This window comes from Chitinivorax tropicus (assembly GCF_014202905.1).
GTDB lineage: Bacteria > Pseudomonadota > Gammaproteobacteria > Burkholderiales > SCOH01 > Chitinivorax > Chitinivorax tropicus.
On sequence record NZ_JACHHY010000010.1, the window covers coordinates 25,271 to 40,805 of the forward strand.

Here is a 15,535-nt window from a genome sequence, read left to right on the forward strand (position 1 = left end):
AAAACACATCTAGATGACTGGACGCATGATGAGAGAACCGATTCTGCTGACCCCCGGCCCGCTGACGACGAGCCTGACCACCAAAACAGCCATGCTGCATGATTGGGGATCATGGGATACCAGCTTCAACCAGCTCACCGCTTCGGTCTGCCACGATCTGCTGGCCATTGTGCATGGCGAAGCCAGCCATGTCTGCGTCCCCCTGCAGGGCTCGGGCACGTTTGCGGTCGAAGCGGCCATCGGCAATCTGGTGCCGCGCACCGGCAAGCTGCTGGTCTTGGTCAATGGCGCATATGGCAAACGCATGGCTCAAGCTGCAGAGGTGATTGGCCGCCAGGTGTGCGTGCTGGAGACAGCGGACGACACCCCCCCCAGCCCTGCCGATGTTGCCGGGAGGCTCGCTGCCGACCCGGCCATCACCCATGTCGGGCTGATCCATTGTGAAACCAGCACCGGCCTGCTGAACCCCTTGACCGAGATCGCCGAGGTGGTCGCCCAGGCTGGCAGACAGCTGATCGTCGATGCCATGTCCTCCTTCGGTGCACTGCCGATCGACCTGCGTAGCTTGTCCATCCAGGCGATCATCGCCTCCAGCAACAAATGCCTGGAAGGCGTGCCCGGCATGGGGTTCGTAATCGCCAACCGGGCGGCCTTGCTGGCCAGCAAGGGGCAGTCGCATTCGCTGGCGATGGATCTGTGTGATCAATATGAATACATGCAACGGACCGGCCAATGGCGCTACACCCCACCGACCCATGTGGTGGCGGCGCTGCGTGCCGCGTTGGATCAATACCTGCAGGCAGGCGGCCAGGCCGCGCGCCTGGCACGTTACCAGCACAATGCCGACTGCCTGCGCAATGGCCTGCGCAAGCTGGGCTTGCGCCCATTTCTGCCAGAGGCCGCCCAGGCGCCGATCATTTTGACCTTTCACGCCCCTGCACACCCAGGCTACCAATTCCGCCCATTCTATGAAGCCGTGCGTGCGCAAGGCTTCATTCTCTACCCTGGGAAGCTGACCCAGATCGAAACCTTCCGTGTCGGCTGCATCGGCGCCATCGACCAGGCGGAGATCGAACAGGCGGTGGCCGCCATCGGCCGCATTTTGCAACAGTTGGGCTGGATCAATCAGGAGACCACAGCATGAGCACACGTTATCAACAATTGGAAGCAGTGATTTTCGACTGGGCAGGAACCGTCGTGGATTTCGGCTCATTCGCGCCCACGCGCGTCTTGTTGGATGTCTTCGCCAGCGTCGGCGTGCCAGTCACCCTGGAGGAAGCACGGGTTCCGATGGGGCTGGCCAAGTGGGATCACATCCAGGCATTGGGCCAGCTGCCGACGGTTGCTGAACGCTGGCAGCAGCAGATGGGCCGCCCCATGACCGATGCCGATGTCGATCGGCTCTACCACCAATTCCTGCCGTTGCAGGTCAAGCAGGTCGGGGACTACTCCCAGCTGATCCCCGGTGCATTGGAAACCATCCAGACCTTGCGGCGTGAGGGCCTGAAGATCGGCAGTTGCTCGGGTTACCCACGTGTGGTGATGGATGCGCTGCTGCCCATTGCCGCCGCTCGTGGTTACCAGCCCGACCATACCGTCGCCACCGACGACCTGCCCGCCGGTGGCCGGCCTGGGCCATGGATGGCACTGGCGAACGTACTGGCGCTGGGCATCGGTGACGTCCGACACTGCGTGAAGGTGGATGACACCGTCCCCGGCATTGAAGAGGGGCTACGCGCCGGCATGTGGACAGTCGGGCTCGCGGCCAGCGGCAATGCGGTCGGGCTCACTGCCGAGGCATGGTTTGCGCTGACCCCGGCACAGCAGGCCGAGCGACGTGCCCCAGCAGTGGCGCAGTTGAAACAGGCGGGCGCTCATTTTGTGATCGACACACTGAATGACCTGCCCGAGGTGCTGGACTGGATCGACCAGCAGCTGCGCAAAGGTGCTGTCGTCACGGGCGCGTAGCCCACGCTGAATCAGGCGCTGGGGCAAGACCTGCATTGCACACGCCGCATGGCGCGCCATGCGGGCGGGGGCCGTACAGATTGCCCCAGAGTCGGCGCGGCCCAGCAGGGGCCTGCTTTGCCGGGCGCGTTGGCAGCCCATCCAGAGCCCCCACGATAGGAACCGTTTTTCACGAGGCACCCCCATGCAACGACCCTTCTGGCTCGCTGAGGCCCTGGCCATCCACCCCGGTGAAGCATGCCCGCCCCTACAAGGCGAATCCCACACCGACCTCTGCATCGTCGGTGGCGGCTTCACCGGGTTGTGGACGGCCATCCTGACCAAACAGGCCCGGCCTGATCTGCGTATCGTCATCATCGAACAGGACATCTGCGGTGGCGGAGCATCGGGCCGTAACGGCGGCTGCCTGCTGACCTGGTCCACCAAATACCCTTCACTGGCCGATCATGTCGGTGCCGCCGAGGCACGCAGGCTGATCTCGGCCTCTGAACAAGCAGTGTTCGACATCGCGCAATTCTGTGCCAGGCACCAGATCGATGCGGAGTTACGGCTGGGCGGGGCTATCTATGCCGCGAGCAACCCTGCGCAGACCGGTCGGCTGGACGAGGTGATGGCCAGCCTGAGTCGGCTGGATCTCAGTCATTGGCAGGCGCTGGATGACGCCCGCTGCCACCAGCTGACCGGCAGCACCCGCCTGCACCAGGGCTGGTATAGCGCCGCCGCCGGCAGCGTCCAACCGGCCAAGCTGGTGCGCGGGCTGCGGCGGGTTGCGCTGGCGATGGGCATCCGTATCCACGAGCACACACCGCTGAGGCGCTTGCATCGTGGCGACCCGATCCGGCTCGAAATCGGGCAGGGACAGATCACTGCACGGCAGGTGGTGCTGGCCGTCAACGCCCACCTGCCGAACCTGGTTCCCGGCTTGGCCCGCAGCATGGTGCTGGTGTCCTCCGACATGATCATCACCGAACCAGTACCAGATCTGATCACCAAGCTAGGCCTGCAGCATGGCCAGTCAGTCTGTGACCTGCGCACCTTTGTCCATTACTGGCGCAGCACGGCGGATGGTCGATTGATGCTGGGCAAAGGGGGCAATCGCATCGCATTTGGCAACCGCTATCTGGCTGCATTCGATCAACCCAGCCAATATCAACACCCGCTGCGCCAGCGCCTGCACCACTTTTTCCCTGAGCTGGCCCACACCACGGTGGCCGCCAGCTGGACAGGCGCGTCGGATCGCTCGGTCAGCGGCTTTCCCTTCTTCGGGCACCTGCCGGATCAGCCGAATGTGCTATATGGCGCTGGTTACTCGGGCAATGGCGTAGTGCAGAGCTATCTGGGCGGCACCCTGCTCAGCGCACGACTGCTAGGGCTGGACAATGCCTGGACACGCTCACCGCTGTTCGGGGGGCCGATTCGCCAGTATCCACCCGAGCCGATCCGCTGGGCTGGCGCCATGCTGATTCGCCAAGCCATCCGCCGTAAGGAGCGGGCAGAGGACAGGCAGCACCCGGTGGCATGGCTGGATGAACGCCTCTCTCGGCTGGCAGCCAGCGCGGGCAAGTCGGGCTGAACAGGCTCCCGCTGCCAGTAGCAATGATGTAGATGGCAAGCCGCGCTGATGGGTGCGGCACGCCCCCCAAGACCATCCTTGAAGGATGCAATGATCGGTGGGATCGGCATCCCTTGATTGGGGTCAAATCTGCATTTCAAATTTTTCTAGACGACCGGTCTAATTTTACGTATAGTGCCTCCCATCGCCACTTGCTGCAAGCCGGCGCAGATGCAATCGACTTGCCAGGGCCTATCACTTTCCGGTGTTGTCTGGGGTGCTGATCAGCATCGACATGAGCTACCACGCCATGTCAAACCACTCTAGACGACCGGTCTAATCAGGGAGTTGTATGATGCAGAATTTTGTGTTTCACAATCCGACCAAAGTTGTGTTTGGCCAAGACACCATTCAACAACTCGACCAGCTGATCCCAACCAATGCCCGGGTGCTGGTGCTGCTGGGCGGCCAAAGCGCCAAGACCAATGGCACGCTCGATCTGGTGCGCCAGGCGTTGGGCAACCGTCAGGTCAGTGAGTTCAATGGCATCGAGCCCAACCCGACCTATGAGACGTTGATGGAGGCTGTTGCGCAGGTCAAACGTGAGCAGATCGACTATCTGCTGGCCGTGGGCGGTGGCTCGGTGATCGATGGCACCAAATTCGTGGCAGCAGCAGCGGTGTTCGATGGTGATCCATGGGACATCCTCACCAGCTGGGGCAAAGCAGTCACCCGCGCCCTGCCGCTGGGGGTCGTGCTGACCCTGCCCGCCACGGGCTCGGAAACCAACTGCAACGCCGTGGTTACCCGTCGCGCCACGCATAGCAAGCGGCCCTTCAACAGCCCGCATGTCTATGCCCAATTCGCCGTTCTGGACCCGACCCGGACATACACCCTGCCCAAACGGCAGATCGCCAATGGCCTGGCCGATGCCTTTGTCCATATCATCGAGCAGTATCTGACCTATCCCGTGCAGGCCATGGCGCAGGACCGCTTCGCGGAAGGCCTGTTGCAGACCTTGATCGAGCTGGCACCAGGCGCACTGGCTGACCAGCCGGATTATCAACAGCGGGCCAATCTGATGTGGACGGCATCGCTGGCGCTGAATGGCCTGTTGGCCACCGGTGTCCCGCAGGACTGGGCGACCCATATGATCGGCCATGAGCTGACCGCACGCTATGGCATCGACCACGCCCGCACCTTGGCCATGGTGCTGCCCGCGCTGATGCAAGTGCAGCGCCATACCAAGCACGCCAAGCTGCTGCAGTATGCAGAGCGGGTCTGGCACATCACCACGGGTGACGATGCCGAGCGCATTGACGAAGCCATTGCCCGTACTCGCCAGTTCTTCGAATCATTGGGCATTGGCACTACGCTGCGGGACTATGACCTCGATGAGCGGGCCATCGACGAAGTCGTCGCCCAATTGATCCAGCACGGCATGGTGGCGCTGGGCGAACATCAGGACATCACACCCGACGTCAGCCGTCGCATTCTGAGCCTGGCGCTAGGCGCCGCAAACCAGGCTGCATGAGCTGACCCACAGGACAAACAGCGCCGATGGCAGGGTATGCCCACCCATCGGCCCACACCGACTCATTTGACAGGAACACCCGAATCATGACTGCCCTCGTAAACTACCAGATCGTATTGAACCGTCGCCCCGTGGGTGAGCCCACACCAGAAGATTTCCGCATGGTCGAACAGCCGATGCCCACCCCTGGGCCGGATGAAGTCCTGCTCAAAGTGCTGTACCTGTCGATCGACCCTTATATGCGTGGCCGCATGAGTGATGCAGAGTCGTATGCCACACCGGTTCCGCTGAATGGCGTGATGGTCGGCGGCACCGTAGCGCGGGTAGAGGTTTCCAATCACCCGAATTTCCAGGCAGGCGACCTGGTGCTGTCGATGAGCGGCTGGCAAAGCTACGCCGTTGCCCACGGCAGCCACCTGACCAAGCTCGGCAATACCCTGCCCCGCCCATCCTACGCGCTGGGCCTGCTGGGCATGCCCGGCATCACCGCCTATATGGGCTTGCTGGATATCGGCCAGCCCAAGGCTGGTGAGACAGTGGTCGTGGCTTCCGCCAGCGGCGCGGTGGGCTCCATGGTTGGCCAGATCGCCAAGCTGCAAGGCTGCCGCGTGGTAGGCATCGCGGGTGGCGACAAAAAGTGCCGCTATGTCACTGAAGAGCTGGGTTTCGATGTCTGCCTGGATCATCGCGCACCTGACTTTGCACAACAGCTGGCCCAAGCCTGCCCGGACGGGATCGATGTGTACTTCGAGAACGTCGGCGGGGCCGTATTCGATGCAGTGATGCCCCTGCTCAACCCCAAAGCGCGGATTCCAGTCTGCGGCCTGATCTCTCAATACAATGCCACCTCGCTGCCAGGCGGCCCGGACCGCCTGAGCCTGCTGGCCAGGACCATCCTGGTCAAACGCATCAGAATGCAAGGCTTCATCGTGTTCGATGATTACTGGCATCGCTATGGTGAATTCTTCCAACAGATGAGCCAATGGGTTGCCGAAGGCAAGGTCAAGTTGCTGGAAGACTGCGTGGAGGGCCTGGAGAACGCGCCACAAGCGCTGATCGGCCTGCTGAGAGGCGACAACTTCGGTAAGGTGGTGGTACAAGTCGCACGCGACCTGTAACCGATGACGACAAGGCTGGCGGCCCACAGGCCACCAGCCGTTTTCACTTAGGCAACACCTGCCAGCCAGGAAAGGTATCCAACTCGAAGCTGTTTGTGTAGAACAGCCCCAGATCGGCCTCTGGCGAGGGCAAGCCAGAATCCACCTCGATACGCTCGACCCGTCGCCCTGCCAACAACGAATTCGGCTTCCAACCCACAACCCAGCCGGTAGATGCCGCCCGACCCAACACCACGCCCACCTGTGGGCTGCGATCCAGCACCGCCCAGCGGGCTGCCGCTGCCGCCATCAACTGCTCCTGCAACGCGTCCGTCAGCTGATGCTGGAAGGGCGACTGCGCCAACCAGCGTCCCACCCATAGATAGAAATGCCACCCCATGCTCAGGTGCTGCTCGGCAGCCCAGGCCATGAATCCGTCAAAGATCTGCTCACCAGCCGGGTCGGCCATGTCCAGCAGATCCGGGCATACATCGAACAGCGTATGCCAATAGTTGCGCAGGCTCATGTCCACCCGCACGAAAGCACGACTGTCGCGGGGGAGCCGTTGCCGCGCCGTCGGGTCGATCAGTTGATCCAACAGCTCACGATCGCGGATCATCCGATCCGGCAAGGCGGTCAGGGAAGGGAAGCGCATGTCGGCACCTCGGCATAGATTTCACGTAGTTTCAACAGGTCTTCCAGCACGCTGTCGTAGTGGATGTTCTCATCCCGCTCATAGGTAAGCGTGGCCCCCGGCTTGTCCATCAGGTCGCGGTATGCCCGCAGACCGGCCAGCGTATCGGCAGCCATCAGGCCATCATGCGAATCCACAGTCACCCGGTCATCGGCAAAGGCCGTGTTGTAACTGGACACATGGAAGTGCCGAGCCTGTTTCATGACCTCGCGCCAGGCATGCAGCGAAGGCCCGCCATTGCGCCACGCACAGACGGCGTTGGACAGATCGAACAAGGTGCCGCAGCCGGTGTCGGCCATCAGCCGCTCGAAAAACATGGGCGCATCGTCGCTGCCATCCACAATCGACGGGTAGTTCTCGACATGCATCTGACACCCCAGTAGCGCCTGCCACTTCAGAATCCGCTCCCGCACCCGCTCGAAATCAGCCTGATAGTCGATCTCGCCCAGGTGGAACAAAGCCCGCCCCTGGTGGGTGAAATAGGCGATATGGTCGGACACATACAAGGGCTGCAAAGTGTCGATGAACGGCTTGAGCTGGGCGGCGAAGGTATCGAGCGTGGCATCGTCCACCTCGATGAAGCGCGAGAACATGATGTGAAACCCCACCGGCACATCAAAGGCGGCGGCCATCTCTGCCACCGGAACGTGCAGGAAGTTGTCGATCAACAACTCGACATAGTCGATGGCCCCCTCCCTTGCCAATTGCTGCACCATGGGGGTGGTTTCACCCAACGTAAAATTGAAGCCGATCTGCATGATATTTGAACACCCAAGTGTGGAAAGACTGTCGGAACCCCATCAGCCACCCCGGCATGTGGCCAGCATGCCAGGGCACTACCTTACATCTTGCTTACTGCTTGGTGCGGCACAAGCTGGCGCAACGGGCGCCGACGCGACCCAATACAGTGATTTCCTGCTTACGGACGATGACGATCTTCATGGTGTGCTCCTTGTTATCAGATTGAGAAAACAACACAAACAGCGGATACAGCGACCAACTGGTCATATCTATCGGGCGGCATGCTCCTTTCTCTTTGATGATTCAACAGCTTGAGTCGCAACAGACTGATCGATGAATCGCTGATCAGTCAGGCTTTCCAGAAAGGCCACCAGATCCGCCACCTCCTCATCGGTAATCTGGAACCCTTGAATGAACTGGCTGCGCAACGGGTTGGGCCCCGCCCCAGACTGCCCTGCCCGTCCCTTTTGTGCGTAATGCAGACGGACCACCGCCTGTAGCGTCGGCAACGAGCCGTCGTGCATATAAGGCGCAGTCAGGGCGATATTGCGCAGGCCCGGCGTGCGGAATTTGCCTTCGTCAGCCGCTTTCTGGGTGAACTCGCGCAGGCCGCTGGCCCCAGGTGGGTAGGCCCCCTGGCCGTCTTCGTTATACAAACCCGTGTTGTGAAACCCACGCTCGCCCAACGGCTGCATACGATGGATCTGGTTATCGGTGAAATTGATACCGCCATGGCAGTGATAACACTCCAACCGCTCGCCAAAAAACAATTGCTCACCCCGCTTGGCAGAGGGCGATATCGCATCCCGTTGCCCGCCATAGCGATAACGATCGTAAGGTGAGTCAAATGACAGCAGGCTGCGCTCGAAGCTGGCGATGGCGCGAGTGAGGGTCTTGAGTGAGATCTCCCCTTTCTGCGCCGGAAAAGCCTGCTTGAACAGTCTTGGATAGTCCGGATCGGCACGCAGCCGCTCGAACAGCAGCTGCTCCTTCCCGGCCATGCCCATCTCGATCGGGTGCTCACCGAACAAGGGGTTCAGGATCTGCTGTTCCAGCGAGGTGATGTTCGGATTGGCCCAGGTCAGCGTGGGCAGGTATGCGACATTCACCAGGGCCATCGCATTGCGCTTGCCCAGCTCGCCGGTGCTGCCTTTGGCCAACGACAGGCCATCGCTGAAAGACTTGTCCGGCAGGTGGCAACCCGCGCAGGCTTGTGTCTGATTGGCTGACAGGCGCTTGTCGTAGAACAACGCCCGCCCCAATGCCACTTTGGCAGGCGTCATCGGGTTGTCCTTGGGCACCAGCGGAGTGGGCGCCCAGGCCGGAATCGGCCAGTCATAACGCGTGCCCGCCACCGCAGCCAGCGCCATGCCCAGCCCCATGATCACGACCGGCCAGCGCTTCATCTGGGCCACACCTTGAATACCATCTGGCCAGCCGTACCCCGCAGGCCCAGCGCCGACAGGACGCCCTCGCAGTCCGGGTCATCCACAGCAGCCATGCAGCCTGGCGCGGTATGGGGTGCCTGGGTTTGCAAGCGGGTCTGCGCCAGCAGGGCAGACAGGTCGATCTGCACTTGATCCAGACGCGGGTCGAATCGTGCCAGCTTGACCGACACCCGGTTCGGCTGCAGGCAGTGTGTTGGTGGGGTGGTGGTGCTGTCCGACTGGCACCCCGTGCTGCCGATGTGGATGGGGAATCCATCTGCCTGTCCGGTTTTGTTCACATCCAGCTCCAGCTTGATGAAGCGGTACCCTGCCTGCCAGCTCCAGAACATCGCGGTCTGATTGAAAGGCGATGGCGCCAGGGTGGCATCCTGATGATTGATGCGGGCGGGCAGGCCGACTGTGAATTGCAGCCCCCTGTACCGCCCGGCGGGCACACGCCCCACGACGGCCCGATGCTGGGGCACAGTGCCATTGGCACAGTTGCCGGTGGCGTCTTCAAAATCCAGCATGGCGGCAGAGTCGGCCTGCCAGACTCCATCCGCCACCAGCTGCACCGGCACGGCCTTCCCTTTGTTATCGATCAAGGCCATATCGGACACGAACATGCGCAGATCGGCCAGGGTGATGACGGACTGATCCAGGCCCTGCCCCTCGACAGGGGCACCACAACTGGCGGGTTGACCTGCCAGTGTCGGCAGGAAACGGATGTTGACTGTCTGCAAGGCGGGGGCCGCCCCGCTGCACATGCCCCACCCCAAACCCCACCCCATCAATAGCCATCTGGCCATGTGCATCTGGTTCACCTTGTCCCTCCTGATTCAGAAACGATAACCCGCTGACAGCTTCCAGGCCCGCCCCGCCTCGACCGCGCGGGCGCTGGGGTTGTCGGTCTCATACACCACATAGCGCTTGTCACCCAGATTGGTAACACCCAGCGACAGGCTGGTGCCTGGCAGAGCCCCAGGCTGCCATTGCAGCCAGGCATCGTGCGTGCTGTACCCTGCTGTTCGACGCGCCACGGTGCTGTCGTAAGACTGTGCCGCCACCATGCGCGTGCGCCAATGCCCTTGCCAGTCGCCTTGTTGCCAGCCCAGGTTGGCGATCAGCTTGTCCGGCGGGGCGTACAGCTGCGCACCGGTGTTGGGGTTTTTCACCCGCAACCGCCCATATGCCACATCGATCTGCCACGGCGCATAACGCCAGGAGGCCTCCAGCTCGACCCCTTGCCGCTTGGCACGCGATTGGTTCTGGTACTGGAAGATCAGCCCTTCGCCATCAAACGGAAAGGCGCGATCATAGAACCCGACGATTTCGCTACTGATCAGATCCTGAGTGCGAGACTGGAACCAATTGGCCCGCAACAGCAGCCGATCACCGGTCGTCAGCCAATTACGCCCCCAATAATTGGCCCCCCATTCCATGCTGCGATCGGTTTCCGGCTTCAGATCGGGGTTGGCGGCGAAATTGAACAAGCAGTTATTGCAGCGCAGATGCTGATAGGTCTCGCTCAAAGTCGGGGCGCGATAGGCCTCGCCCACACTGGCCCACAGCCGCCAAGCCGGGCTGAGTTGCGCACCCAGCGTCAGCTTGGGCGACCAGTGATGATGGCTGACCGCCGCCTGCTGACCGCCCTGCACCTCAGTCTGATAGCGGTCATAGCGCACGCTGGGGGTCAGCGACCAGGTCGGGTCAAGCTGCCACTCGTCTTGCCAGAACAGCCCTGTCACTGTCTGCCGCCCTTTGGGCATCACTGGATTGGCCTGCCCGGCAAAGCTGGCCCGTTGCTGTTCACGATGGCCATCCACCCCCAGGCTGACCCGGTGACCGCCCCATAGCCAGACCTGCTGCACGCCCCCCCCTTGGGTCTGGACACGGCTGTCCGACGCTGGCAGGAACTGGTCTGGATTGGGTTCCGCCGCCTGCTCCAGGTAGGTTTGATACCACTGTGCCGACAAACCCGCCCCGCCCGCCAGCTGTTGCTGCAAACCGATACGGGTCTGCACCTGATCCACCTGCTGCCGCTGCACCGGCGCACCGGCATCCAGCGCGGTATCCACCTGCGGGTTGTTGGTGCGGGTTGCCCGCTCGTGATAGCGACGATGATTCAGCGAGATATGCCAGTCCGGCAGCAGCTGATAACCGATCTTCAGCAGGCTTTGCTGCGAGCGGTTGTCATTGGGTGCAAGACGCGTCCCCCCACCCTGACGGATATCCGAGCCATCCCGCCCACTGAACGCAGCCAGCACATCCCATTGCGCATGGCGTCCATAGCCTCTGACCTGTAGCTGTCGCCCACTGTCTGCCTGATCGCGCGCCAACCTTGCTTCGGCTCCCAATGCCTTGCCCGATGGCAGCAAGCTGGCCGCACTGGCCGTGCCAAGCGAAATCACCCCGCCTAACCCACCACTGCCGTATAGCGATGAACTGTTCCCCCGCAGCACTTCCGCCTGATCGAGCAACCAGGGGTCGATATAAGCCGGCGTGGTCAGATCCGACGCCGCCGTCATGCGCACACCATCCACCAGCAACGTCACCTCCCGGCCACTGAACCCGCGCAGGCTGGGCGTGCGCCCTGCCACCCGTGGCCCCCCGCCAAACGTGACATTCGGGACATCCTGCAGCGCATCCCCAATCGACTGCGCCTGCCGTGCCAACAGGTCATCGGCGTCAAAGCGGCTCAAGGCCGCAGCGGTGTTGTTGAGCGGCACGCGGGTGCGGGTCGCAGTCACCACGATCGATTCCCCCGCATCGGCGGCCCACCCCACTGGGGCCATCACCAGCATGGCCAGCACCAAGGGACGCAGGGAAAAGACAGGACGTACATGGCAGCAAGCTGCCGGTGGATTCAAAACAGATTTCATGATCAAACAACCAGTAAAACGGCCCAAGCCAGATAGCAGGCGCACAGGAAGGGGTTGCAATCAGCCCCGGCAACGGCACCACGCCATTCCGTCAACCGACCGCACACCGGCCCCGCGCCGGCAATAGCCCAGACACGACAGCCCATACGCGGGCTGCTGACCACCCGCCCGGCAGTTGTCTGCAGATCGCGGGGCAACCGTGACCTGGCAGCGGCCAGCATCCGGTCGCCGGAGCACGAGCCTATTGAACAACCACGCAGGAGCCGTCAGCACGCCCGCTCAGGCGCAACAACCACACAAGGAAACCAACAGGCGCACCCAAGCAAGGCACGCACCACCTATTTCAATGGAGGGAACAAAGATTCAAATCAATGACAGGAAGGCAGGCGGCGCCCGGGGTTGGCTGACAACCCAGGCTGACAAGGTGGCCGGTGCGGCCAAAAACAGGAAAGGTGTGATCGTTTGCGATGTCATCGCCTGCACCAACACCATGTCGGCAGCAGGCAACGCGGGCTGATCCGTGTGAAACTGACAGAAGGGACAATGCTTGACATGGTGATCCAAGCCCTGCGGCACATCAGGTTGATCGACCACCACCCCATCAGCACCCAACCATTTCATGCCTGTAGCCGTGCAGATCTCTACCCACCCAGTCTGGGCTGGCGAAGGCTGCATAGCCTGTGACAGGCTCGGCAACAATGCCCCCAGCAGGAAAGCCATCAGGGCGATCCAGCATGTGGCAAGCTGCGGAGGGCGACGATTGAGCATCATGTTTTCATGATACCGCGAGCCACATCATTTAAAAAGCCCCAGGATTTGATCATTCTCAAATCATGCACATTAAATATGCATTGTGGCATGACATAAAATCAATCAAGCAGATATGACAAGGCATTTGATCAGACCAGCCGCAAACCATTACCTGACGGACAGGGCCTGAAAAAGACATTTATGGAATCATTCATGCGCAATATTGAACATTATTGCTGCATATTCAATGCTGATATTCTCCAGTTTTGAACATTGTTATTTGCAGCCACATTCAAACAGAATAGAACACAGGCGCATTCGATGAGCCAGGCGCCCCCGCCAGCCACTCATCTCCCCCTCCCTTGCCGCCAGGCGTCATCAGCTTGACATATGAAGCTGTTTGAATAACGCCCCGTTGGGTCAGCACAGGGTAAACCCGTTGACTGTACATATAAACAGCCTTAACATAACGCCAAGACGCCGGGCCACATCCCACCCCAACCGACGCACCGCACCAGCCGTGGGCTCTGGCCACATCAACCGTGCAGACCCCGCTGCCACTTCACCGTACGTCAGGAGACCGTATGACCGCGATCGTTCCTTTCGCCAATGAAACCGACAGCTTACAGATCGGGGAATTGATCATCGAAAATCGCAAAGATCGGCTGGAATGCTATGGCAGTGTGATCATCACCCGGGACCAAATCGGCCTGGAGCTGGCACGGGCGTTGAAACGCCAACTGGATGCCACCATCCAGGCGCTGGAGGCTGAGCCGCTCCCTACACAGGTCATGACCGGTGCACGGGAGCGCGCATTACAGCCCCATCCCTGACTCAACCAGACCGGACCACCCGTGTTGCACCGGCTGCTGGCCTGTTTTCTCGGAGCTTCGCCCGGGGCAGGCCCGCACGCCCCCATGGTGGATTCGTGCGCAATGCCTCACGGCCTGCCCGGGTCAGGTTTGACAGCAGTCCATCATCGCTGCTCAATGCCTCGGCATCCCCACGGCGGATACCGTCGATCTCGCAGTCGGCTTGGCTGACGACTTGTCGCCAGAGAGATGCTGATGCAGAAAATGCTCGCGCAATTTGCGACGCAGAATCTTGCCGCTCGCGCTGCGAGGCCAGGTTTTCATATCGGCCAGCTGATTGATGATCACCACATGGCTGGGTTGCTTGAACCTCGCCAGGTGGGTGATCAGGTACTGCCGGATATCGGCCTCCATCCAGGTGGCGCCAGGCTGCAGCTCAACGTAGACGCAGATCTCCTGCCCGAGTATCGGGTCTGGCACCCCCAGCGCCACACAAGTCACCACCTGCTCGCAGGCGTGCAGAACATTTTCGATCTCAGCCGGATAGAAATGCTCGCCGCCACGCTCGATCAGATCGTCCAGCCGCATCGCGAAATAGAAATGACCGTCGCTGTTGCGGCAGCCATAGTCGCCAGTGTGCAGCCAGCCATCCCGGAATCGTTGCTCGGTAAGGGCGGGCTCATGGTGATAATGACTGGCCACATTGTCACCCCGCACCAGAATCTGCCCGGTCTGCCCATCCGGCAGCTCGTTCCCCTCCTCATCCACAACCCGCATTTCGCAGCCTGGCAAGGGCACCCCCATCGAGCCCGACTGCCGCAGGCCCGCCGGGTAGCGATTGATGCAGGCAAATGCGCAGGTTTCCGCCAACCCATAGGCTTGATAGACCGGCACCTGATACTCCGTCTCGAATTTCAGGCGGACGTCGTCGGGCAGCGCCTGGCCGGTGCTGATGATGCCCTTCAGGCTACGATCAAATCTTGGCAGGCGGAACGACTGTAACGCGGACAACATGGCCGGCTGCACGCTGGTCCAGTGCACTTGATAGACATCGATCATCTTCCAGAACGATGTCAACGCAGATTTGCTGTCCAAGACCACGGTACTGCCACCTGCAACCATCGGGGCCAACAGATTGGCCACCTGCGCATTGCCATGAAACAGCGGCAGCATACACAGCGTCCGGGACTGCCCGGTCAAGCCAAACCAGTTGACCAGGGCGCTGGCCGTCTGCAATAGATTGTGATGCGTCAACACCACCCCACGCGGGTAGCCCCCGCTGCCCGAAGTGTATTGCAGCACCGCACCGTCACCCTCTCGGGCCTTGGCTGTCGTCGGCAAGGTGGCCTCCCGCTGCTCGCGCAGCGCCTCGATCCCAAAGCCGGACACCACCCCGGCCAGCAGCATCTGCACATTGGGCAGCTGTTGTTGCAGTTGGGTATGCAGATAGACCAGCTGCCGGTCGAACAAGGTCAATCTGGGCTCGGCATGCGTGATCAAGTCAGCGATTTCACGTGGTGCCAGCGTCGGATTGATCGGCACCACTGCCACCCCCAGCAGCTGCGCCGCCAGAAAGCATGCGATCCACTCCGGGCCATTGGGCGCCAGCAGGCCAAGTCGATCCCCCGCGACCAATCCGCGTGCGGCCAGCTGCTGTGCCGCCGCGCAGACGATGGCATAGAACGATTGGTAGGTTTCGCTGGTGCCATCGCGCGGAAAGATCAGAAAGGGCGCCCCTGGCTGCCGTGCCACCTGATGCTGGAACAACTTGCCGATGGTGTCTGGCAGCATCGACGAGCCCGCCGCCGTGGCCACACCCACTTGCTGCCGAACCAAAGCCAGCAGGCGATGATAGGAGTCAAAGCGATAGGCATCCTCCAAAGGGATGTTGACCCCGAATTCGCGTGCCATCTCGTTCAACAGTTGAACATGCTTGAGGGAGCTCCACTCAGGCAAGCTGTCGATTGTGGCATCCGGGCCAAATCGTGTGCTTTCCAACACTGCATTTCCAAGTCTGATCAGCCTGTCCTGCAATGCATCCACACCGCTCTCCTTTTCAAAATCGGAAATAGGACATC

14 protein-coding genes are annotated in these 15,535 nt (G+C 61.3%); 6 read left to right on the forward strand and 8 right to left on the reverse strand.

The window, feature by feature from the left end:
* The first annotated feature begins 28 nt into the window (after nucleotides 1–28).
* The 5 genes from HNQ59_RS09200 (at nucleotide 29) to HNQ59_RS09220 (ending at nucleotide 6,172) form a co-directional block, all read left to right on the forward strand.
* Nucleotides 29–1,144: a 2-aminoethylphosphonate--pyruvate transaminase gene (locus tag HNQ59_RS09200; protein ID WP_184038412.1), complete on the forward strand. Its 1,116-nt coding sequence runs from the start codon at nucleotides 29–31 to the stop codon at nucleotides 1,142–1,144.
* Complete coding sequence (gene phnX, locus HNQ59_RS09205) at nucleotides 1,141–1,968, forward strand: phosphonoacetaldehyde hydrolase (RefSeq protein ID WP_184038126.1); 828 nt, start codon at nucleotides 1,141–1,143, stop codon at nucleotides 1,966–1,968. The genes HNQ59_RS09200 and phnX overlap by 4 nt, the downstream gene beginning before the upstream one ends.
* Before the next feature lie 184 nt (nucleotides 1,969–2,152).
* Entirely contained in the window at nucleotides 2,153–3,541 is a 1,389-nt protein-coding gene (locus HNQ59_RS09210) for an FAD-dependent oxidoreductase (protein ID WP_184038129.1), read from the forward strand.
* A 334-nt stretch (nucleotides 3,542–3,875) separates the two neighbouring features.
* Nucleotides 3,876–5,054, forward strand: a complete 1,179-nt coding sequence (locus HNQ59_RS09215) for an iron-containing alcohol dehydrogenase (protein ID WP_184038414.1) — start codon at nucleotides 3,876–3,878, stop codon at nucleotides 5,052–5,054.
* 86 nt (nucleotides 5,055–5,140) lie between these two features.
* The gene (locus tag HNQ59_RS09220; RefSeq protein ID WP_184038132.1) at nucleotides 5,141–6,172 is read left to right on the forward strand and encodes an NADP-dependent oxidoreductase; all 1,032 of its coding nucleotides are present in this window, start codon (nucleotides 5,141–5,143) and stop codon (nucleotides 6,170–6,172) included.
* 43 nt (nucleotides 6,173–6,215) lie between these two features.
* Here the strand turns inward: HNQ59_RS09220 and mbnC are convergent, their stop codons facing one another.
* The 7 genes from mbnC to HNQ59_RS09255 all read right to left on the reverse strand — a co-directional run bounded on the left by mbnC (nucleotide 6,216) and on the right by HNQ59_RS09255 (nucleotide 12,666).
* The gene (gene mbnC, locus HNQ59_RS09225) at nucleotides 6,216–6,806 is read right to left on the reverse strand and encodes a methanobactin biosynthesis protein MbnC (protein ID WP_246490931.1); all 591 of its coding nucleotides are present in this window, start codon (nucleotides 6,804–6,806) and stop codon (nucleotides 6,216–6,218) included.
* Nucleotides 6,788–7,603: a methanobactin biosynthesis protein MbnB gene (mbnB, locus tag HNQ59_RS09230; RefSeq protein WP_184038135.1), complete on the reverse strand. Its 816-nt coding sequence runs from the start codon at nucleotides 7,601–7,603 to the stop codon at nucleotides 6,788–6,790. Before mbnB ends, mbnC begins: the two co-directional genes overlap by 19 nt.
* A 94-nt stretch (nucleotides 7,604–7,697) precedes the next feature.
* A complete protein-coding gene (gene mbnA, locus HNQ59_RS09235) occupies nucleotides 7,698–7,787 on the reverse strand; it encodes a methanobactin (RefSeq protein ID WP_184038137.1) in 90 nt (29 codons plus the stop codon).
* Nucleotides 7,788–7,855: 68 nt separating this feature from the next.
* Nucleotides 7,856–8,992, reverse strand: coding sequence for a methanobactin export MATE transporter MbnM (locus HNQ59_RS09240; protein WP_184038140.1), 1,137 nt, complete (start codon nucleotides 8,990–8,992; stop codon nucleotides 7,856–7,858).
* Nucleotides 8,989–9,828, reverse strand: coding sequence for an MbnP family copper-binding protein (locus tag HNQ59_RS09245; protein WP_246490938.1), 840 nt, complete (start codon nucleotides 9,826–9,828; stop codon nucleotides 8,989–8,991). Before HNQ59_RS09245 ends, HNQ59_RS09240 begins: the two co-directional genes overlap by 4 nt.
* A gap of 24 nt (nucleotides 9,829–9,852) precedes the next feature.
* Complete coding sequence (locus HNQ59_RS09250; RefSeq protein ID WP_184038145.1) at nucleotides 9,853–11,895, reverse strand: TonB-dependent receptor domain-containing protein; 2,043 nt, start codon at nucleotides 11,893–11,895, stop codon at nucleotides 9,853–9,855.
* 363 nt (nucleotides 11,896–12,258) lie between these two features.
* Nucleotides 12,259–12,666, reverse strand: a complete 408-nt coding sequence (locus HNQ59_RS09255) for a DUF2946 domain-containing protein (protein ID WP_221320212.1) — start codon at nucleotides 12,664–12,666, stop codon at nucleotides 12,259–12,261.
* 563 nt (nucleotides 12,667–13,229) lie between these two features.
* On the opposite strand from HNQ59_RS09255, the gene HNQ59_RS09260 reads away from it, so the two are divergent.
* A complete protein-coding gene (locus HNQ59_RS09260) occupies nucleotides 13,230–13,478 on the forward strand; it encodes a hypothetical protein (RefSeq protein WP_184038151.1) in 249 nt (82 codons plus the stop codon).
* 153 nt (nucleotides 13,479–13,631) lie between these two features.
* Here the strand turns inward: HNQ59_RS09260 and HNQ59_RS09265 are convergent, their stop codons facing one another.
* Complete coding sequence (locus tag HNQ59_RS09265) at nucleotides 13,632–15,500, reverse strand: AMP-binding protein (RefSeq protein WP_184038154.1); 1,869 nt, start codon at nucleotides 15,498–15,500, stop codon at nucleotides 13,632–13,634.
* Between the last annotated feature and the right edge of the window lie 35 nt (nucleotides 15,501–15,535).